We start from the raw sequence: 19,110 nt of genomic DNA, 5'->3' as shown, positions 1-19,110 counted from the left end.
TTGCTTGAGCATGATCTTGTCCGAAAACCGCATTCCACTTTTTGCTTGCGCTGACCTTCGGTTCGGGATCATGCCCTAGCCCCGATCCCTGAACCGGTTGGTGATGGGATAGCGGCGGTCGCGGCCGAAATTCTTCCTGGTGATCTTCACACCGGGCGCAGCCTGCCGGCGTTTGTATTCGGCGATATAAAGCAGGTGCTCGACGCGCGTCACCGTCGCCCGGTCGTGGCCGCGCGCGACGATATCGTCGACGCCCATCTCGTGCTCGACCAGACACTCCAATATGTCGTCCAGCACCGGATAGGGCGGCAGCGAATCCTGGTCGGTCTGGTTCTCGCGCAGTTCCGCCGACGGTGCCTTGTCGATGATGTTCTTCGGGATCACCTCGCCGGAAGGACCCAGCGCGCCCGGCGGCACATGCGAATTGCGCCAGCGCGACAGCGCATAGACCTGCATCTTGTAGAGGTCCTTGATCGGATTGAAGCCGCCATTCATGTCGCCATAGAGCGTGGCGTAGCCAACCGACATCTCGCTCTTGTTGCCCGTCGTGACGACCATCGAGCCGAACTTGTTGGAGATCGCCATCAGTATGGTGCCGCGCGCGCGGCTTTGCAGATTTTCCTCGGTGATGCCTTCCTTGGTGCCCTCGAAAAGCTGCGTCAGCGTGTGCAGAAATCCCTCGACCGGCTCGAAGATCGGCACGATGTCGTAACGGCAGCCAAGAGCGCGGGCGCAATCCTCGGCGTCCTTCAGCGAATCCTTGGAGGTATAGCGATAAGGCATCATCACGGCGCGCAGCCGTTCCTCGCCCAGCGCATCGACGGCAAGGGCGGCGCAGATCGCCGAATCGATACCGCCGGAAAGGCCGAGAACGACGTTCTTGAAGCCGTTCTTGTTGACGTAATCGCGCAAGCCCAGCATGCAGGCGCGGTAGTCGGCTTCCTCCCGTTCCGGGATCTTCGACATCGGCCCTTCGGAGCAGACCCAGCCGTCAGAAGTCCTCTTCCAGGTGGTGACGTCGACCGCCTCCTCGAACTGGCTCATCTGGAAGGCAAGCCGCTTGTCAGCACCTATGGCAAACGAGGCGCCGTCGAAGATAAGCTCATCCTGGCCGCCAAGCTGGTTGGCGTAGATGATCGGCAGGCCGCATTCGATGACCTGGCGGATGACGACCTGATGGCGCACGTCGATCTTGGCGCGGTAGTAGGGCGAGCCGTTCGGCACCAGCAGGATCTCTGCCCCGCTCTCGGCCAGCGTCTCGCAGACGGCGACATCGCCCCAGATGTCTTCGCAGATCGGGATGCCGAGCCGCACGCCGCGGAAATTGACCGGTCCCTGGAGCTCAGGCCCGGCCTGAAAGACGCGCTTTTCGTCGAACTCGCCATAGTTCGGCAAATCGAGCTTGTAGCGCTCGGCAAGGATCTTGCCGCCATCGGCAAGAATGATCGAGTTGTGCGTGCCGCTCTTGCGCTTCAGCGGCGTGCCGATGATGACGCCCGGGCCGCCGTCGGCGGTGTCATTGGCAAAGTCCTGCGCCGCCCGCTCGCATGCCTTCAGGAAGGCCGGCTTCAGCACCAGATCCTCAGGCGGATAGCCGGCGAGGAAGAGTTCCGTGAACAGCACGAGGTCCGCGCCCTGGCGGCCGGCATCCGCCCTCGCCTCGCGCGCCTTGGCGAGATTGCCTGATATGTCGCCGACCGTCGGGTTGAGCTGGGCGACGGCGATGCGCAGGATATCGGGAGCGGTCTTCTTGGTCATGCCTGCTGACTTAGCGCGGCAAAATTCGTCGGGCAATGGCGTTCGTTTAGACCAATGTACGGTCTTATTCGCCCATATATTCGCGCAGGGCCTCCGACGAATGGTTCTCGCCGATCGACATCGCCAGGATGCGCGAAATATGCCGGCGCGGTAGCCGCGTTTGCGCGGCCCACTGGTTGATCTGAGCCTGGATCTTGTCGAGATCCCTCTTCGAACTTGGGCTTTCGGCGATGTCGAGGCCGGCGTCACGCAGGGCAGCCGCCATGTCGGCGGAGATGATGAAGGCGTCCCATTCCAGCCAGCGCAGGAAATACTGGCCGGTATTGCCTCCGAGCCGGCTGCCATGTTTGCCGAGAAAGGCCATCAGTCCGACCTGGTCGTCAGCTGGCCATTCGGCGAGAAATCTGCCGAAGCCGCCATGCTCCTTCGACACCCGCTCGACGAAGGCAGCGTTGTCGCGAACGGATCTGATCTTCTGCGGGTTGCGCACGATGCGCTGGTCGGAGGCCAGGTCGTGCCAGAAATCATCGGGCTGGAACAATAGCCGCTTCGGCTCGAAGTGAAGAAAGGCTTCTTCGAAACTCGGCCATTTCTGCTCGATGACACGTCAACAGTCAATTAGACATAGAAGGCAAACGGCCCCGTCGCTCTGCCCAAAGCCCGATAACTCCTAGGGTTTGGGCGCTGTTACGAACACAGAAATCCAGTGGTCGCATGTTCGCTCGCCAAAAAGGCTGATCGAAGCCTAGCCGCTTAATGTTGCGGAGTTGCCAATCCCTTGGATCATGCTCCATTTCGCCACGCCTATGGGCCGCTAACTCTTTCCATTTGAGAGAAACCGCATACTCAACGAACATCGTATTGTGGAAGTGTCTGAAGACTTCCAAGGTGCTGTTGGCATCCCGCACAAGCGGCCCGTGCAGAACTATCGTGCAATAGCCACCGGTTAGTTTGCGGGACATTTCCAAGCGGTGATGATCGATTGTGATTTGGCCCAAGTCGTACAAGCCACCGTAAGGCTGGTGACGAGGCATTCGAGCAACCTTGTGTTCGAACCCTATCAGATGTCCGTCAAACGACAGGACGCAGTCCACCCATCCACTACCGGTACCTTTGGCAGTCATCACACCTTCGGGCACGCCCAATTCGGAGGTGGTTGCCCTGCGTCTATGGAGCAGTTGGTGATGTTTAGCAGCGTTCTCAAAAGCCTCGTCAAACATGTTCTCTGTGCCACGAAGTTGGCCTTCGCCAGCCTCAGCCAGTGAAAGCGCCTCCCCCAGTTTTTCAGTGCATTTCTCCAATGCCTCTTTGGCAATCCGTGTCACCTTGTTTTGACATTTGGTTGCGTCGAAGATTTTCTGCATCTGTTAGCCCCCTTGCTCACCGCTACTGTTCCGTCACGTCCTGACGTTATATGGCGAGCCATCCCGCACTTTTGCGAGCAGCGAAACCAACTCTTTTGAGTATTTGTGCGTCACTGAACGATCACCAGATTTAACTGCACAGTGGTAGCGATTATCACTCGCTTTGATGTTCATACCGGTTTCTTTCAGCACTTTGACAATCAGGCTTCCTGCGCCGTGCCAACCTTCATATCCAAGCTGTCGGCCTACTTGAGTCAGAACGTATGGATGAGACATGTTAGCGTTCGACGAGGCGACGATTCCGAGCAGTTTCGGAAGCATTTCAGACTCGTCTGCCACCGATTCCAATGTTTCGTAGTCAACCTCAACCTTGCGACGAGGTATGTCACTACGGATAAGGTTATAGGTACGCGCGGCCAACGCTCGCAGCAGCTTGGTGTTGATCGGGTGCAGCTCTTTTTCCTGCGCAATTGCCTTATAAATCCATGAAAAATCACTGGCTAAAATTGCTCTAACTCGGTACTGCCTGTCGCCTTCTCCAATTACATATTCTTCCTGAAAGCTGGTAAGCCGTTCGACATCAGGTTCGTATTGCACATAGAATATGTTGCGAATAAACTTGTCATTGTCGCCGATTATCCGCCCCACATCATGGATTATCCCATTGACGTTGCTATCTCCAAAGCCATAGCCAAATACGAAAACAGGGTGCTCGGCCAGATAAGTTAAAAGTTTAGCCGATATGTATTTCTTCTTTTCACTGTAGTTATCGTAGTCATCGCCCGTTATGACTAACGTCTCGGGACTTTCCATTGACCCATGGATTTTAAAAATCTCTCCAACCAGATTGAGATTAGAGCGTATCACCTGTTCACCAATCACCGGCACGTAACCTTCAAATACATTTTCCAAGAAGCTGTCATAATTTGTCGTGATCAGCGCATGGGGACTGGTGTTTTGGAAGAGCGCTATTTCCTTTGCGAGCTTCAGTTTGTTTATGTCACCGGCCTTGGGTGTAACCGATTTGACGGACTCACAAGCCAGATGCTTTAAAAAAATACTTCTGTGAACTCCCTTTACATAATGCTCGTCAGGGAACCTCCCCCGGTCACGTTCTTTCCATGCCCATTCGAAACAGGCATTTTCCATTACCGTTCCAATTTTTATTGGTTCGCCGTTTTCTCGCTGAAAGATGTAATTGAATTCGCCTTCGGTTTGACCGATTGCGTTCGAAATTTCCTTAAGAAGCTCAATCCAGTTAGGAGCGCCGAAATAACGCTTGGATAAGCCGGTCCCGATAAAGAAGATAGGTTGGCACTCCATCTCATCGAGAGTGTCCCGAATAAGTGCATCTTGGCGCTCTAAATAGCGCTGATAGTTGTCGCTCGCCATTGTCGGTCCCTCTCTATGCCCCGTCACCTTTCAGGATGCAGTGAGCGTGAATGCGTAGTCCCTGAAAAGCTCTTCACAGGTCATGTCACCGTCACCGAACCTCCACACGCTAGGTGATAGAAGCGATGAAACGGAATTGAATACCAAGTCCCGATCATATTTCGAAATTCCTGCCATAGTCATATAGACCGTCTTATCCTTCATCGTACTTCCCGATGGCGGCGTTAGGAATTTCATGTTCAAGGGAATGTAGCCAAAACCCAGGAATAAGACGGTTTTCGCTTCGCAAATAGCTTTGTGAATCGCCCTGACATCGCTAGATTCAGGGTCAACACCTTCCGTGTAGGTTTTGATGTTCTCGGTCAATTTAATCAGCTTGGAAACCTCGTTTTCTGGTATTTCCTCACCAAACTCGATTACCGGCCCCTCGCCCTCCATCCAGAATGTTGAACCAATGGAGCCGTAGGGGTGATAGATTGCCATGGAATTGACCAAATCTTTCACATCCGGAATAGGTTTCACTCCGTGGTAGTATCTTCCAATCGCATAGTACATGAAATGCTCGAAGCACCTGTCATAATTGAATGATATGACAGTCAGACTTTTGAGCCGCTCCACCATTTTGTTATAGTCATCATCGAACAACAATCCGGAGAACCGATTGTACCAAGAATCATCCGACTTCAGAAAATTAACCGGATACCGTAGGGTATGATCAAACCACAGGACGCTTTTGCGTTCAGCGTTTAAAATGCAGCGAATAATCGCAAGTTTCCCGCACAATTCAATCTCTCGGGAATTCTTATTGGCATTTAGATAATCGTCTATAGACCGGGCCAAGGGGATACTGGAAGCTATCGCAGCCGCAGCCCGCCAAAGCGCCTTCCATTTGTTGGCCTTTGCTCCCGGATTATTTTCACGTTGAGATACTTCACGAATGGCGATGTTCAAAAGACGATCAGTCAATTCCTGACTGTCGCCGGCGGCTGTTTTCCGGGGGACGTATAACGCCTCCGAAATTGAATTGCGTAACTCTCTGCCGAGGGGCAAGCCAAGCTGTTTGCTCGCCCCTGCCCCTAGGATCAAAACCGTCTTATCTTCAAACATTTATGCGCCCTCCGCACAGAATACATCGATCGACAAACGTCGATCGTATCCTGACCGATCGACGATCGTGTCTTATTCGCCCATGTACTCCCGCAGGGCCTCCGGCGAATGGTTCTCGCCGATCGACATCGCCAGGATGCGCGAAATATGCCGGCGCGGCAGCCTGGTTTGCGCGGCCCAGGCGTTGATCTGAGCCTGGATCTTGTCGAGGTCCCTCTTCGAACTTGGACTTTCGGCGATGTCAAGGCCGGCGTCGCGCAATGCGGCCGCCATGTCGGCCGAGATGATGAAGGCGTCCCATTCCAGCCAGCGCAGGAAATACTGGCCGGTGTTGCCTCCGAGCCGGCTGCCGTGCTTGCCGAGAAAGGCCATCAGCCCGACCTGGTCGTCCGCCGGCCACTCGGCGAGGAATCTGCCGAAGCCGCCATGCTCCTTCGACACACGCTCGACGAAGGCAGCGTTGTCGCGAACGGATTTGATCTTCTGCGGATTGCGCACGATGCGCTGGTCGGAGGCCAGGTCGTGCCAGAAATCATCGGGCTGGAACAACAGCCGCTTCGGCTCGAAGTGGAGAAAGGCTTCTTCGAAACCCGGCCATTTCTGCTCGATGACACGCCAGACGAAGCCGGCCGCGAAAACACGCTCGGCCATGGTCGACAGGATCCGGTCGTCGGTAATGTCAGCCACCGCCGCGTTGTCGGGCATCGGGCCCAGCAGCGACGCCAGCGCTGCTTCACCGCCCTTGCGTTCTGCCGCGCGGGCGCGAATTTTCTGAAAATTCATCGTTGTTTCCTCACCCCGTCGCATCAATCTACCACTTCCCGGATGAACCGGCAGCCTCTACCTCTATCGCTGACGAAGGAGGCGACGATGAACAAGACGATCGACGACCTGGCAAACCGCTGGCTGAAGCGAAAGCCGGATGGTCTGAGTGCACTCGAGAACCGGGTTCTGCAATCGGCGCTCGAGCGCACCACGATTTCGACGGATACCAACAAGGCCGTCGCCATTCACCAGACGTTTGGCGATCGTCTGGCCGACACTATCGCCCGGATCGGCGGCTCGTGGTCCTTCATCCTGACATTCATCGCCTTTTTGATCCTGTGGACGGCAGGCAATGTCTGGCTTTTGTCGCGTGATGCCTTCGATCCCTACCCCTTCATCTTCCTCAATCTCGTGCTTTCCATGGTCGCTGCCCTGCAGGCGCCGGTGATCATGATGGCGCAGAACCGCCAGACCGAGCGCGACCGCATCGACGCCGCACACGACTACGAGGTCAATCTCAAGGCCGAGATCGAGATCATGGCCCTGCATGAAAAGCTCGACGAACTGCGTCACAGTCAGATCATCGGCATGCGCGACGAGATCGCCAAGCTGGCCGAACAGGTCAAGCGCATCGACGACATCCTGTCGAAGCAGCGGACGTCTTCATGACGGAGACCATCCATCATTTCATCGAGCAATATGGACTGATCGCGGTTTTCCTTGGCTGTGTCGCCGAGGGCGAGAGTGCTGCCATTCTTGGCGGATTCTTCGCGCATCAGCATGTCTTCATCCTGTGGCAGGCCTTTGTCGCAGCGGCCCTCGGCGCCTTCGCCGGCGACACCTGCTTCTTCATCCTCGGCCGCAGTTTTGCGGACCATCCCTTTGTCGTGAGATTGCGCAAGCGCCCCGGTTTCCGCCGCGCCTATCGCCTGCTCAACACCCATCCCAACCTCTTTGTGCTGTCGAACCGCTACGTCTACGGCATGCGTCTGGTCGGGGGCATAGCCGCGGGGCTCTCGCGCATCACCATGCGCCGTTTCGTCATCCTCAACGCCCTTTCGTCGGCGCTGTGGGCAATCCTGTTCGTCACGATCGGCTATGTCTTCGGCCTGGGCGCCGAGCGCATTCTTGGCCAGGCGCTGGCCCGCCACGAGCGGCTGCTGACGGCGCTTGCCATCGGTCTGGGCGTGGCCATCGTTGCCTGGTTCGTCGCCCGCCATGTCGCCAAGAAAGAGCGCGTCAGGGACGCCGGGGCGGATCGGGGTTAGCGCATGTCGCCCAACAGGCGCTCTGTCAGACCGGTAGCCCCGTGATCCGCTCGATGATGGCGATGCCCCAGACGCCGGCAACGATCACCACCGAGATCAGCACCGCCAGCGAGCCGCAATCCTTGGCGAGCTGGATATCGACATTGAACTCCCGGCTGAAGGCGTCGCACGCAGCTTCGATACCGGTGTTCAGCACCTCGACCATGATCAAAAGCAGCACCGCGCCGATCAGCAAGGCATAGCCGCGCCACGAGACCGACACGAACCAGCCAAGCGGCAGGGCAAGTACCAGCAGCATGAGCTCCTGCTGAAAAGCCTTTTCGCTGGCGGCCAGTTTGCGGAACGCCCGTACCGAATTGAAGAAAGCACCGATCAGCCGCTGCATGCCCAATCCCCTTTCCGAATCACCGGCAGGGGATATCGCAATGGCCCGATCAATGGAATAAGGCGGCCTCTCCAAAATTCATTCATCCGCGACCCTGAGCGACGGTGTCGACTTCTCGAATTGCGGCAGCCCGTCGTCGATAGTGTAGTAGTCGCCCTTGTCGCCGACGAAGATATGACATTCGCCTTGAAGCCCAGTCGGCCTGTCGAATGCTCCGGCCAGAACCGAGACATAGGCGTCCTCCCGCGGCTTCCAGAACAGCACCGAGCCGCATGTCTTGCAAAAGCCGCGCCTGGCAAACGACGACGCTTCATACCAGGTGATGCCCTCGGCGCCGGCGATCTCGATGTTTTCGTCGGAGACATTGGTTGCAGCGTAGTAGTGCCCGCTCTGCTTGCGGCATTGCGAACAGTGACAGTAAATCACCCCGCGCAAGGGTCCGCGCGTCTTGAAGCGCACGGCACCGCACAGGCACGAGCCGCTGTGATCGTCATCCATTGTGGTCTCCATTCGAAATCCTCATCGACGACAGGATTCCAGTTTTGCAGCGGCTGCGCTGGAGCAAATACGACATTCAGCAGGCTACCGCCGGGAAGCCATTCCCAAACAAAAAAGCGCCGGATTTCTCCAGCGCGTTTTTGATCCTGATTTTCGATGGTGACCGAAACTAGCCGTTGACGGCCTGCTTGTGCTGCACCGGATGGCTCTTCTTGAGCAGGTCCGACACAAGGAAGGCCAGTTCGATCGCCTGGTCGGCATTGAGGCGCGGGTCGCAATGGGTGTGGTAGCGATCCTGCAGCTCTTCGGCGGTGATGGCGCGGGCGCCACCGGTGCATTCGGTGACGTTCTTGCCGGTCATCTCGACATGAATGCCGCCCGGATGCGTGCCTTCGGCGCGGTGCACCTCGAAGAAGGTCTGCACTTCCTTCAGAATGCGGTCGAATGGCCGCGTCTTGTAGCCGGCGGCCTCGATGGTGTTGCCATGCATCGGATCGGACGACCACACCACGCTGCGGCCTTCCTTCTTCACTGCCCGCACCAATTTCGGCAGATGCTCGGCGACCTTGTCGGAACCGAAGCGCGCGATCAGCGTCAGCCGACCGGGTTCGTTCTCGGGATTGAGCAGGTCTATGAGCTGCAAGAGGCCGTCCGGGGTCAGCGACGGACCGCATTTCAGCCCCAGCGGGTTCTTGATGCCGCGGCAATATTCGACATGGGCATGGTCGGGCTGGCGCGTGCGGTCGCCGATCCAGATCATGTGGCCCGACGTGGCGTACCAGTCACCCGAGGTCGAGTCGACCCGGGTCAGCGCTTCCTCGTAACCAAGCAGCAGCGCCTCATGGCTGGTATAAAAATCTGTCTCGCGCAGCGCGTAATTGGTCTCCGAGGTGATGCCGACAGCCTTCATGAAGTCCATCGTCTCGGTGATGCGGTTGGCGAGCGCACCGTATTTCTCGCCCTGCGGACTGTCGGACACAAAACCGAGCATCCATTGGTGCACATTCTCCAGGCTGGCATAGCCGCCCTGGGCGAAGGCGCGCAAAAGGTTGAGCGTCGCCGCCGACTGGCGGTAGGCCATCTCTTGCCGTGCGGGATCCGGAATACGCGACTTGGCGTCGAACTCGATGCCGTTGATGATGTCGCCGCGATAGCTGGGCAGCGTCACGCCGCCCTTGGTTTCGCTGTCGGACGAGCGCGGCTTGGCGAACTGGCCGGCGACGCGGCCGACCTTCACCACCGGCTGCGCGCCTGCGAAAGTCAGCACGACGGACATCTGCAGGAAGACGCGGAAAAAGTCGCGAATATTGTCCGCGCCATGCTCGGCGAAACTCTCGGCGCAATCGCCACCCTGGAGAAGGAATGCGTCACCGGCAGCGACACTGGCAAGCTGCTTCTTCAGCTTGCGCGCCTCACCTGCAAAAACCAGCGGCGGAAAGGTGGCAAGCTGGGCTTCCGTGTTCTTCAGCGCATTGAGATCCGGATAGGCAGGAACCTGCTGGATCGGCTTTGCTCTCCAAGAATTCGGCGACCATTTCGTCATCGTTGCACCAACGCTGTTTCAAGCGGGCGCCATCGCCCGCCGTTCCGCCCCTATATGGGGATCGCGCTCCATACACGAAGCCGATTTCCTATTCTAGACCGGAATTGGCTGCCTGGCGAATGCGACAACACTGCGGAAAATACTGCGAGGCAAACGCTAGGCGGCCTTCTCCACCAGCCGCGCCAACTGCGTCATGACAACCGCCGAGCCCGCAAGCCGCTTCTCGGCCGTCGGCCAATCGCGGGTAAAGACAACGCTGTGGTCTGGCCGGATCTTGGCCAGCGAACCCTGCTCGCCGATGAATTTGACCAGCCCGACCGGGTTGGAAAACTCACGCTTGCGGAAGTGGATGACGACGCCCTTCGGGCCGGCGTCGAGCTTCTCGACATTCGCCTTGCGGCAGAGCGCCTTGATGAAAACGATCTTCAGCAGATGCTTCACCTCTTCCGGCAGCGGCCCAAAACGGTCGATCAGCTCGGCGCCGAAGGCATCGATCTCCTCGGTGTTTTCGAGATCGCCAAGACGGCGGTAGAGCGCAAGCCTGAGTTGCAGATCCGGAACGTAGCTTTCCGGGATCATCACCGCCGTGCCGACGGCGATCTGCGGCGACCAGCCGCCATCCTGCACCTCGCCGGAATCCTTGACCTCGGCCACAGCCTCCTCCAGCATCTGCTGGTAAAGCTCGAAGCCGACCTCCTTGATGTGGCCGGACTGCTCTTCGCCGAGAAGATTGCCGGCGCCTCTGATATCGAGGTCGTGGCTGGCAAGCTGGAAGCCGGCGCCCAGTGTGTCGAGCGACTGCAGCACCTTCAGCCGGCGCTCGGCGGTGTCGGTCAGCTTGCGATTGGCCGGCAGCGTGAACAGCGCATAGGCGCGCACCTTCGAGCGGCCGACGCGACCACGCAACTGGTAAAGCTGCGACAGGCCGAACATGTCGGCGCGATGCACGATCAGCGTGTTGGCGGTCGGGATATCGAGGCCGGATTCGACGATGGTGGTCGACAACAGCACATCGTACTGGCCGTCGTAGAAAGCGTTCATGATGTCGTCGAGCTCGCCAGGCGGCATCTGGCCATGGGCCACCGCGACCTTTAGCTCCGGCACGGATTCCTTCAGGAAATCATGGATTTCCGCCAGATCGCTGATGCGCGGGACGACATAGAAGGAATGGCCGCCACGGTAACGCTCGCGCAGCAGGGTCTCGCGGATGACCAGTGGATCGAAAGGCGAGATGAAGGTGCGCACCGCCATGCGGTCGACCGGCGGCGTGGCGATCAGCGACAGTTCGCGCACGCCGGTCAGCGCCAGTTGCAAGGTGCGCGGGATCGGCGTCGCCGACAACGTCAGCACATGGACATCGGTCTTCAGGTCCTTCAGCCGCTCCTTGTGCTTGACGCCAAAGTGCTGTTCCTCGTCGATGATCAGCAAACCGAGATTCTTGAACGAGATCGAGGCCCCGAGCAGCGCATGGGTGCCGACGACGATGTCGACCTGGCCTTCGGCGATGCCCTTCTTGGTCTCGGCCAGTTCCTTGGCGCCGACCAGCCGCGAAGCCTGGGCGACACGGATCGGCAGGCCGGAGAAACGCTGCGAAAAGGTCTTGAAATGCTGGCGTGACAACAGCGTCGTCGGCACCACCACCGCGACCTGGAACCCTTCCATTGCCGCGATGAAGGCGGCCCGCAGCGCCACTTCCGTCTTGCCGAAGCCGACATCGCCGCAGATCAGCCGGTCCATCGGCTTGCCGGCGCTGAGGTCGTCCATGACTGAATCGATCGCCGTCTGCTGGTCCTCGGTCTCCTCATAGGGAAAGCGCGCGGCAAATTCCCCATAGAGCCCATCCGCCGGCACCAGCGCGGGTGCTGCGCGCATCTGCCGCTCGGCGGCGATGCGGATCAACTGCCCGGCCATGTCGAGCAGGCGCCGTTTCAGCCGCGCCTTGCGCGACTGCCAGGCGCCGCCGCCAAGCTTGTCCAATGTCGCTTCAGCCGAATCCGAGCCGTAGCGCGACAGAAGCTCGATGTTCTCCACCGGCAGGAACAGCCGGTCGTCGCCGGCATAGTGGATTTCGAGACAGTCATGCGGCGCGCCGACCGCCTCGATGGTACGCAGGCCGATGAAGCGGCCAATGCCGTGATCCGTGTGGACGACAATGTCGCCGGAGGACAGCGACGAGGCTTCGGCGATGAAGTCGGAAGGGCGCTTCTTGCGCTTCGAGCGCCGGATCAGGCGGTCGCCCAGAATATCCTGCTCGGCGACGACGACCAGCCTCTCGGTCTCGAAGCCGGATTCGAGCGGCAGCACGGCAAGCGCCGCCTGCCCCGGCTCGAGCTTTTCCGCCTCGGCCAGAGTTGCAACGGATTTGAGGTTGCCAAGATGATGCTCGGCCAGGATCTGGCCGAGCCGGTCGAGCGAGCCTTCGGTCCAGCCGGCGATGACGACGCGCCGGCGCGCGGCGCGCTCGTCGGCAATATGCTTCACGACGACGTCGAAGACATTGATGCTGGGGTCGGCGCGCTCCTCGACGAAGCTGCGGCCATGCCGCGATCCGGCGTGGTAGACCTTCTTGGCGCCGGCATCGGGCGCATCGAAGGCGGTGAAGTCGATCGCTTCGCGGGGACCGAGCGAGGCGACCAGGTTCTCCGGCGAGAGAAAAAGCAGGTCCGGCGGCACCGGCTTGTAGGGTACTGCGTCCTTCAGCGCGCCGTCGGCCTGTTTCCTGCGCGCCTCATAGTGATCGAGGATCAGCGTATGGCGTTCCGCCAGCGCCTCATGCGCCAGATGATCGAAGACGACAGGCGCATCCGGCAAATAGTCGAACACCGTCTCCAGCCGCTCGTAGAAGAAGGGCAGCCAGTGTTCCATGCCGGCAAAGCGCCGTCCCTCGCTGACCGCGGCGTAGAGCCCGTCGTCGCGCTGCGGCGCGCCGAAGGCTTCGATATAGGAGCGGCGGAAGCGGCTGATGGTCTCGGGCGTCAGCGCCACTTCGCTCATCGCCTGCAGCGCCATCGATTTGCGCTGACCGGTGGTGCGTTGCGTGGCGGCATCGAAGACGCGGATCGATTCCAGCGTGTCCCCGAAGAAATCGAGCCGCAGCGCTTCCGTCCAGCCGGGCGCGAACAGGTCGAGAATGCCGCCGCGAACCGCGAATTCACCGACGCCGCGCACGGTCGGCACACGCTCGAAGCCCGATATCTCCAGCCGCGACACCAGCGCATTCATGTCGATCTGGTTGCCCGGCCTGGCATGGAAGGTCTGCGCTTCCACCAACTCCGCCGGCGGAATGCGCTGCAACAGCGCATTGGCAGTCGTCAGGATGACCGCGCGGTGCGGTTTCTTGGCCAGCGCAATCATCGCCGTCAATGCATCGAGCCGCCTGGCAGCGGCATCCGCGCCTGGCGAAACGCGGTCATAGGGCAAGCAGTCCCAGGCCGGCAATTCCAGCACCGGCAGGCCGGGCGCGGCAAAAGCCAGCGCTTCCGTGATCGCCGGCAGCCGCTGACCGTCGCGCGCCACGAACAGCACCGGCTTGTCCGGCGCGATCTCGTGCGCCGCCTGCACCAGTGCAAACGCTTCATAGCCATCGGCGACGCCGTCGACGATGAACTGGCCGGCGCGACCCTTGGGCAGGCCGATTGTGGGGATCAGGCTCATGGATTCAACGTTTTCAGAAATTCATTGCCCGGCGGGACGCCAGGATCTTTTGCAGGACGGCACAGTCGATGTCGGGTGGAACCGGGCGTTCGCCGGTGACCATGGGCAGGAATTCGGTGTCGGGAATGTCGAGGAGCCTCTCATATTGGTCGATTTCGTCGCCGGTCAAGGCGCCGATCTCGGCATCGGCGAAGCCACCGAGAATGAGATCCATTTCGCGCATGCCGCGATGCCAGGAGCGGAACAAAAGCTTGCGGCGGCGGGCATCGAGCCCCACGCTTGATCGTCTCGTTCCCGTCATGGTGCCGCATCCTTGCCTGTCGCGGCGCATATAGCGTGGATAGAGGACGGTGTCAGCCTTGCGCTGCGGCTGTCGCGACATAAGCTGACATCATGCGTCCTTCCATCCTTGATCCGCTGTTCGTCCCGATCACTTCGCTTGCCGGCGTCGGGCCGAAGGTGGGCGCGTTGATCGAGAAAGTGGTGGCCGCCGATCTTGGCGACCGTGCCGCGCGCGCCGGCGACCTCCTGTTCGTGCTGCCCAATACCGTCATCGACCGCCGCAACCGGCCGGGCATAGCGCTGGCGCCGGCGGGCGCCATCGTCACCCTCGATGTGCGCATCGACCGCCACCAGCCGCCGCCGCGCGGCAACAGATCGGTGCCGTACCGGGTCTACGCCCATGACGATACCGGCGAGATCGCGCTGACCTTCTTCCATGCGCACGCCACCTACCTCGAAAAAGCGATGCCCGAGGGCGAGCATGTCGTGGTCTCCGGCCGCATGGAATGGTTCAACGGCCGCCCGACCATGGTCCATCCCGACCATATCGCGCTGGCCAACGACGCCGAAAACCTGCCGCTGGTCGAGCCGGTCTATCCGCTGACCGCTGGGCTCTCGGGAAAAGTGCTGCGCCGGGCGATCGGCCAGGCGCTCGGCCGCCTGCCGGAACTGCCGGAATGGCAGGATGAGGCGTTCATGCGCCGCCAGACTTTCCCAGCCTTCGGTGACGCACTCGCCCGCGTTCACTATCCGGCGGACCCGATCGATGTCGCCATCGAGGGGCCGGCGTGGCGGCGGCTTGCCTATGACGAGTTGCTGGCCGGCCAGGTATCGCTGGCGCTGGTGCGGGCTAAAGTCCGCCGCCTGTCCGGCAGGCCGCTGATCGGCGACGGCCGCATCGTCGACAAGCTGCGCGCGGCCCTGCCCTATTCGCTGACTGCCAGCCAGGAATTCGCGCTCGCCGAGATCAACGCCGATCTTGCCGATCCCGAACGCATGCTGCGACTTTTGCAGGGCGATGTCGGCTCTGGCAAGACGGTGGTGGCACTGCTTGCGATGGCACGCGCCGTCGAGGCCGGCGGCCAGGCGGCCTTGATGGCGCCGACAGAAATCCTGGCGCGCCAGCATCTTGCGACCATCACACCCCTGGCTGAACGCGCAGGATTGCGCGTCGCCATCCTCACCGGCCGTGAAAAGGGCCGCGAACGCGCCGACACGCTGGCCGACCTCGCCAGCGGCGAGATCGACATCGTCGTCGGCACCCATGCGCTGTTCCAGGAAACCGTGACCTTTCACGATCTCGTCTTCGCCGTCGTCGACGAACAGCACCGCTTCGGCGTCCATCAACGCCTTGCCATCACCGCCAAGGGCGACGCACCCGATATGCTGGTGATGACGGCGACGCCGATCCCGCGCACGCTGGTACTGACCGCTTTCGGCGACATGGACGTATCGAAACTGACCGAAAAACCGTCCGGCCGCCAGCCGATCCGCACCGTCACCCTGCCGCTGGAGCGGCTCGACGAACTCATCGGCCGTATGCTCGACGCCGTCGCCGACGGGCAGAAGATCTACTGGATCTGTCCGTTGGTCGAGGAATCCGAAGACATCAAGCTGATGTCGGCCGAGGATCGCTTTGCCGCGCTGAAGCCGTTGTTCGGCGACCGGATCGGCCTCGTGCATGGCCGCATGAAGGGCGCTGACAAGGACGAAGCGATGCGCGCCTTCAAGCAGGGGGAGACGCGCATCCTGATCGCCACCACGGTTATCGAGGTCGGTGTCGACGTGCCGGATGCGACGATCATGGTCATCGAGCACGCCGAACGCTTCGGCCTTGCCCAGCTGCATCAATTGCGCGGACGGGTCGGGCGCGGCGACAAACCGTCGTCCTGCGTACTGCTCTACAAGGACCCGCTCGGCGAGACGGCCAAACGCCGGCTGTCGGTGATGCGCGAGACCGAGGACGGCTTCCGCATCGCCGAGGAAGATCTGAAACTGCGCGGCGAAGGCGAGTTGCTGGGCACCCGCCAGTCCGGCACGCCGGGCTTCCAGGTGGCACGCATCGAGGCGCATGCCGACCTGCTGGAGGCCGCCCGCGACGACGCGCGCCTGATCTTGTCGCGCGATCCGGAACTACAGTCCGAACGCGGTACCGCGCTTCGGCTGCTGCTTTACTTGTTCGGCCGCGACGAGGCGGTGCGGCTGCTGCGCGCCGGCTGAGGCGTGGTGCCAACCGATGGATTGGCAAGCGGACCGTCAATCCGCTCGCCGTTCAACGTCACCACCTTGGCCTTCACCTCCGGCGCCACCAAGCCGGCCGAGACGATCAGCCTGGCGCCGTCCTCGATCGTCATGTCGAGCAGCACGATGTCGGATTTAAGCACATACATCAGGAAGCCGGTGGTCGGGTTCGGCGTGCACGGCATGAACACGGCGACCAGCGGATCGCCTTCCTGGTCGAGCTTCTGGTTGATCTCTGTTTCCTTCTCGCTGGCGACGAAAACCAGCGACCAGACGCCCTTGCGCGGATATTCGACCAGCCCGACCTGCCGGAACATGTCGCCCTTGTTCGACAGCACGGTCTGGAAGATCTGCTTCAGCGAACCGTAGATGCCGCGCACCAACGGCATGCGGCCAAGCAGGCGCTCGCCGAAATTGACGATGGCGCGGCCAACGATGTTGGCGGTCATGAAACCGATCAGCGTGATCAGGATCAGAGCGACGATCAGCCCGAAACCCGGAACCGGGAACGGCAGGTAGGTGTCCGGGCTGTAGCGCGCGGGAATATAGGGCTTTACCCAGGAATCGACCCAGCCGATGAAGGACCAGGCGATGTAGGCGGTGATCGCCAGCGGCGCGCAGACGATGAAGCCGGTCAGGAAATAATTCCGCAGCCGGGTCATGCCTGAAGTTCTGGGAGCATCGGACATGATTCACACCGCGGCGCAGATTTGCAGCGCGACATTAATGAACCGGAAGGCGCTTTGGAATTGCGAAGTTTTTAAACGACGCCCTATTCCACCGTCACCGATTTTGCCAGATTGCGCGGCTGGTCGACGTCGGTGCCCATGAACACGGCGGTGAAATAGGCGAGCATCTGGATCGGCAGCGCATAGATGATCGGCGAGATGATTTCCGGCACGTCGGGCAGGATGATCGTCTCCATCGTCTTGACGCTGGATTGTGCCGCGCCCTTGCTGTCGGTGATCAGGATGATCTTGCCGCCGCGCGCCGCCACTTCCTGCATGTTCGACACGGTCTTTTCGAAGATGCGGTCATGCGGGGCGATGACGATCACCGGCATGTTCTCGTCGATCAGCGCGATCGGCCCGTGCTTCAGCTCGCCCGCGGCATAGCCCTCGGCGTGAATATAGGAAATCTCCTTGAGCTTCAGCGCGCCTTCCATGGCCAGCGGAAAATTGGTGTCGCGGCCGAGATAGAGCACATCGGTGTAGCGTGACAGTTCGCGCGCGATCTGCTCGATCTGCGCGTCGAGCTTGAGCACCTGGTTGGCATAGCGCGGCGCCTCGGACAGCTCACGCACCAGCTTCTTTTCCTGCTCCCGTGAAATCGTTCCACGCGCGGCACCAGCCCGCACGGCAAGCGAGGCCAGCACCGACAGCTGGCAGGTGAAGGCCTTGGTCGAGGCGACGCCGATCTCCGGCCCGGCCAGTGTCGGCAGGATGACATCGGATTCGCGCGCCATCGTCGATTCGCGCACATTGACGACCGCGCCGATCTTCATGCCGGCCTTGCGGCAATAGCGCAGCGAGGCCAGCGTGTCGGCGGTCTCGCCCGATTGCGAGATGAAGAAGGCGGCGTCGTTCTTCGACAGCGGCATTTCGCGGTAGCGGAATTCCGAGGCGACATCGATGTCGACCGGCAACCGCGCATAGCGTTCGAACCAGTATTTGCTGATCAGGCCGGCCAGATAGGCGGTGCCGCAGGCCGAAATCGCCAGCCGGTCGATCTTGGCAAAGTCAAAAGGCAGGTCGAGCGGCTTCGAGACACCGCCGACGAAATCCACATAATGCGCCAGCGTGTGCGAGATCACTTCGGGCTGCTCATGGATTTCCTTTTCCATGAAATGACGCCGGTTGCCCTTGTCGACCATGAAGGACGTGCTGAGCGACTGCTGGCGCTTGCGGTCGACCTTGTTGCCCTCCATGTCGAAGATGGCGATCTCGTTGCGGCGCACCACCGCCCAGTCGCCGTCCTCCAGATAGGTGATCGTATTGGTGAACGGGGCAAGGGCGATGGCGTCGGAGCCCAGAAACATCTCGCCATCGCCATGGCCGACGGCCAGTGGCGGACCGTTGCGCGCGCCGACAATCAGGTCCTCATCGCCTTTGAACATGATGGCCAGCGCAAAGGCACCTTCCAGCCGCTTCAGCGCCTGGTGCGCGGCCTCGACCGGCTTCAGGCCCTTGGCCAACTCGCGCGCCACCAGATGGGCGACGACCTCGGTGTCGGTCTGCGACGAGAACGTATAGCCGTCGCGCATCAGTTCATCGCGCAATTCGGCGAAATTCTCGATAATGCCGTTGTGGACGATGGCGACGCCGTCGGAAAAATGCGGATGCGCATTGGTTTCGTTCGGCACGCCATGCGTTGCCCAGCGCGTGTGGCCGATGCCGATCGTGCCGGCGAGCGGTTCGTCCTTCAGCCGGCGCTCGAGATTGATCAGCTTGCCTTCGGCGCGGCGGCGTCCGAGCTGGCCATGCTCGACGGTGGCGACACCGGCCGAATCGTAGCCGCGATATTCCAGCCGTTTCAACGCGTCGACGATGAGCGGCGCCACCGGCGAGTGACCTACAATTCCAACGATACCGCACATTGCCGTTTGCCCCCCATTGGCCGCGGAAACCCGGCGCTATTTAGGGACGGCCGGGCTGCCGCGAAAGTCACATTGCGTTTCGTCGCGTATCAGCCGCAACGGTTCTTGCACAGATGCACCATGACACGGCGCTCTTGCAATCCGGTTACCGCGATCGCTCGGTTTCTTCGGGCCTATCCTATCTGCCTCGGTGGTTCCTGAAATCCGTCAAAGACATGACGCGGTCATGGACGAACAAATGGCATGGCTGCGCCTTC

The 19,110-nt window shown here is 60.5% G+C and carries 15 protein-coding genes and 1 pseudogene; 3 read left to right on the top strand and 13 right to left on the bottom strand.

The window, feature by feature from the left end; genetic code table 11:
• Positions 1-75: 75 nt before the first annotated feature.
• From AC0L2H_RS12930 to AC0L2H_RS12905, 6 genes and pseudogenes are all read right to left on the bottom strand, one after another.
• Positions 76-1,758, bottom strand: coding sequence for an NAD+ synthase (locus AC0L2H_RS12930; protein WP_473590583.1), 1,683 nt, complete (start codon positions 1,756-1,758; stop codon positions 76-78).
• Between the two features lie 64 nt (positions 1,759-1,822).
• Positions 1,823-2,365 (bottom strand): annotated as a pseudogene (locus AC0L2H_RS12925) (DNA-3-methyladenine glycosylase I); the annotation flags it as partial.
• Positions 2,366-2,372: 7 nt separating this feature from the next.
• The gene (locus tag AC0L2H_RS12920; protein ID WP_473590582.1) at positions 2,373-3,122 is read right to left on the bottom strand and encodes a hypothetical protein; all 750 of its coding nucleotides are present in this window, start codon (positions 3,120-3,122) and stop codon (positions 2,373-2,375) included.
• A 33-nt stretch (positions 3,123-3,155) separates the two neighbouring features.
• Positions 3,156-4,514 (bottom strand): SIR2 family NAD-dependent protein deacylase, encoded by a 1,359-nt coding sequence (locus AC0L2H_RS12915; RefSeq protein WP_473590581.1) that lies wholly within the window; start codon positions 4,512-4,514, stop codon positions 3,156-3,158.
• Between the two features lie 30 nt (positions 4,515-4,544).
• On the bottom strand, positions 4,545-5,621 hold the full coding sequence (locus AC0L2H_RS12910; protein ID WP_473590580.1) for a hypothetical protein: 1,077 nt from the start codon (positions 5,619-5,621) through the stop codon (positions 4,545-4,547).
• 72 nt (positions 5,622-5,693) lie between these two features.
• The gene (locus tag AC0L2H_RS12905; RefSeq protein ID WP_473590579.1) at positions 5,694-6,404 is read right to left on the bottom strand and encodes a DNA-3-methyladenine glycosylase I; all 711 of its coding nucleotides are present in this window, start codon (positions 6,402-6,404) and stop codon (positions 5,694-5,696) included.
• 87 nt (positions 6,405-6,491) lie between these two features.
• Here AC0L2H_RS12905 and AC0L2H_RS12900 point away from each other — a divergent pair, with 87 nt between their 5' ends.
• Both AC0L2H_RS12900 and AC0L2H_RS12895 read left to right on the top strand, forming a co-directional pair.
• Positions 6,492-7,055 carry a DUF1003 domain-containing protein gene (locus tag AC0L2H_RS12900; RefSeq protein ID WP_473590578.1) on the top strand — a complete coding sequence of 188 codons (564 nt, stop codon included), beginning with the start codon at positions 6,492-6,494 and terminating at the stop codon, positions 7,053-7,055.
• On the top strand, positions 7,052-7,654 hold the full coding sequence (locus tag AC0L2H_RS12895) for a DedA family protein (RefSeq protein WP_473590577.1): 603 nt from the start codon (positions 7,052-7,054) through the stop codon (positions 7,652-7,654). Before AC0L2H_RS12900 ends, AC0L2H_RS12895 begins: the two co-directional genes overlap by 4 nt.
• A gap of 25 nt (positions 7,655-7,679) precedes the next feature.
• On the opposite strand, the gene AC0L2H_RS12890 is transcribed toward AC0L2H_RS12895, so the two are convergent.
• From AC0L2H_RS12890 to AC0L2H_RS12870, 5 genes are all read right to left on the bottom strand, one after another.
• Positions 7,680-8,039, bottom strand: a complete 360-nt coding sequence (locus AC0L2H_RS12890) for a diacylglycerol kinase (protein ID WP_473590576.1) — start codon at positions 8,037-8,039, stop codon at positions 7,680-7,682.
• Positions 8,040-8,117: 78 nt separating this feature from the next.
• Positions 8,118-8,537 (bottom strand): GFA family protein, encoded by a 420-nt coding sequence (locus AC0L2H_RS12885; protein WP_473590575.1) that lies wholly within the window; start codon positions 8,535-8,537, stop codon positions 8,118-8,120.
• Between the two features lie 169 nt (positions 8,538-8,706).
• Entirely contained in the window at positions 8,707-10,080 is a 1,374-nt protein-coding gene (locus tag AC0L2H_RS12880; protein ID WP_473590574.1) for a class II 3-deoxy-7-phosphoheptulonate synthase, read from the bottom strand.
• 156 nt (positions 10,081-10,236) lie between these two features.
• The gene (gene mfd, locus AC0L2H_RS12875; protein ID WP_473590573.1) at positions 10,237-13,734 is read right to left on the bottom strand and encodes a transcription-repair coupling factor; all 3,498 of its coding nucleotides are present in this window, start codon (positions 13,732-13,734) and stop codon (positions 10,237-10,239) included.
• Between the two features lie 13 nt (positions 13,735-13,747).
• Positions 13,748-14,035 (bottom strand): FAD assembly factor SdhE, encoded by a 288-nt coding sequence (locus AC0L2H_RS12870; RefSeq protein ID WP_473590722.1) that lies wholly within the window; start codon positions 14,033-14,035, stop codon positions 13,748-13,750.
• A 92-nt stretch (positions 14,036-14,127) separates the two neighbouring features.
• Here AC0L2H_RS12870 and recG point away from each other — a divergent pair, with 92 nt between their 5' ends.
• Positions 14,128-16,236 (top strand): ATP-dependent DNA helicase RecG, encoded by a 2,109-nt coding sequence (gene recG, locus AC0L2H_RS12865; RefSeq protein ID WP_473590572.1) that lies wholly within the window; start codon positions 14,128-14,130, stop codon positions 16,234-16,236.
• Here the strand turns inward: recG and AC0L2H_RS12860 are convergent.
• Together AC0L2H_RS12860 and glmS are read right to left on the bottom strand one after the other, a co-directional pair.
• Complete coding sequence (locus tag AC0L2H_RS12860; RefSeq protein ID WP_473590571.1) at positions 16,188-16,946, bottom strand: DUF502 domain-containing protein; 759 nt, start codon at positions 16,944-16,946, stop codon at positions 16,188-16,190. The two genes, recG and AC0L2H_RS12860, sit on opposite strands and share 49 nt — an antisense overlap.
• 83 nt (positions 16,947-17,029) lie before the next feature.
• A complete protein-coding gene (glmS, locus tag AC0L2H_RS12855) occupies positions 17,030-18,853 on the bottom strand; it encodes a glutamine--fructose-6-phosphate transaminase (isomerizing) (RefSeq protein ID WP_473590570.1) in 1,824 nt (607 codons plus the stop codon).
• Positions 18,854-19,110: the final 257 nt, after the last annotated feature.

Source organism: Mesorhizobium sp. WSM4871 (genome assembly GCF_055811295.1).
Note: the sequence above shows the minus strand (reverse complement) of the source record. Positions and strands in the feature narration are given on the sequence as shown.

What these genes read in the sequence shown, in the direction of transcription:
- AC0L2H_RS12885 (WP_473590575.1), bottom strand. Translation starts at nt 8,537, where the DNA reads ATGGATGACGATCACAGCGGCTCGTGCCTGTGCGGTGCCGTGCGCTTC.
- AC0L2H_RS12915 (WP_473590581.1), bottom strand. Translation starts at nt 4,514, where the DNA reads ATGGCGAGCGACAACTATCAGCGCTATTTAGAGCGCCAAGATGCACTT.
- recG (WP_473590572.1), top strand. Translation starts at nt 14,128, where the DNA reads ATGCGTCCTTCCATCCTTGATCCGCTGTTCGTCCCGATCACTTCGCTT.
- mfd (WP_473590573.1), bottom strand. Translation starts at nt 13,734, where the DNA reads ATGAGCCTGATCCCCACAATCGGCCTGCCCAAGGGTCGCGCCGGCCAG.
- AC0L2H_RS12860 (WP_473590571.1), bottom strand. Translation starts at nt 16,946, where the DNA reads ATGTCCGATGCTCCCAGAACTTCAGGCATGACCCGGCTGCGGAATTAT.
- AC0L2H_RS12880 (WP_473590574.1), bottom strand. Translation starts at nt 10,080, where the DNA reads ATGACGAAATGGTCGCCGAATTCTTGGAGAGCAAAGCCGATCCAGCAG.
- AC0L2H_RS12920 (WP_473590582.1), bottom strand. Translation starts at nt 3,122, where the DNA reads ATGCAGAAAATCTTCGACGCAACCAAATGTCAAAACAAGGTGACACGG.
- AC0L2H_RS12905 (WP_473590579.1), bottom strand. Translation starts at nt 6,404, where the DNA reads ATGAATTTTCAGAAAATTCGCGCCCGCGCGGCAGAACGCAAGGGCGGT.
- AC0L2H_RS12895 (WP_473590577.1), top strand. Translation starts at nt 7,052, where the DNA reads ATGACGGAGACCATCCATCATTTCATCGAGCAATATGGACTGATCGCG.
- AC0L2H_RS12870 (WP_473590722.1), bottom strand. Translation starts at nt 14,035, where the DNA reads ATGACGGGAACGAGACGATCAAGCGTGGGGCTCGATGCCCGCCGCCGC.
- glmS (WP_473590570.1), bottom strand. Translation starts at nt 18,853, where the DNA reads ATGTGCGGTATCGTTGGAATTGTAGGTCACTCGCCGGTGGCGCCGCTC.
- AC0L2H_RS12930 (WP_473590583.1), bottom strand. Translation starts at nt 1,758, where the DNA reads ATGACCAAGAAGACCGCTCCCGATATCCTGCGCATCGCCGTCGCCCAG.
- AC0L2H_RS12910 (WP_473590580.1), bottom strand. Translation starts at nt 5,621, where the DNA reads ATGTTTGAAGATAAGACGGTTTTGATCCTAGGGGCAGGGGCGAGCAAA.
- AC0L2H_RS12900 (WP_473590578.1), top strand. Translation starts at nt 6,492, where the DNA reads ATGAACAAGACGATCGACGACCTGGCAAACCGCTGGCTGAAGCGAAAG.
- AC0L2H_RS12890 (WP_473590576.1), bottom strand. Translation starts at nt 8,039, where the DNA reads ATGCAGCGGCTGATCGGTGCTTTCTTCAATTCGGTACGGGCGTTCCGC.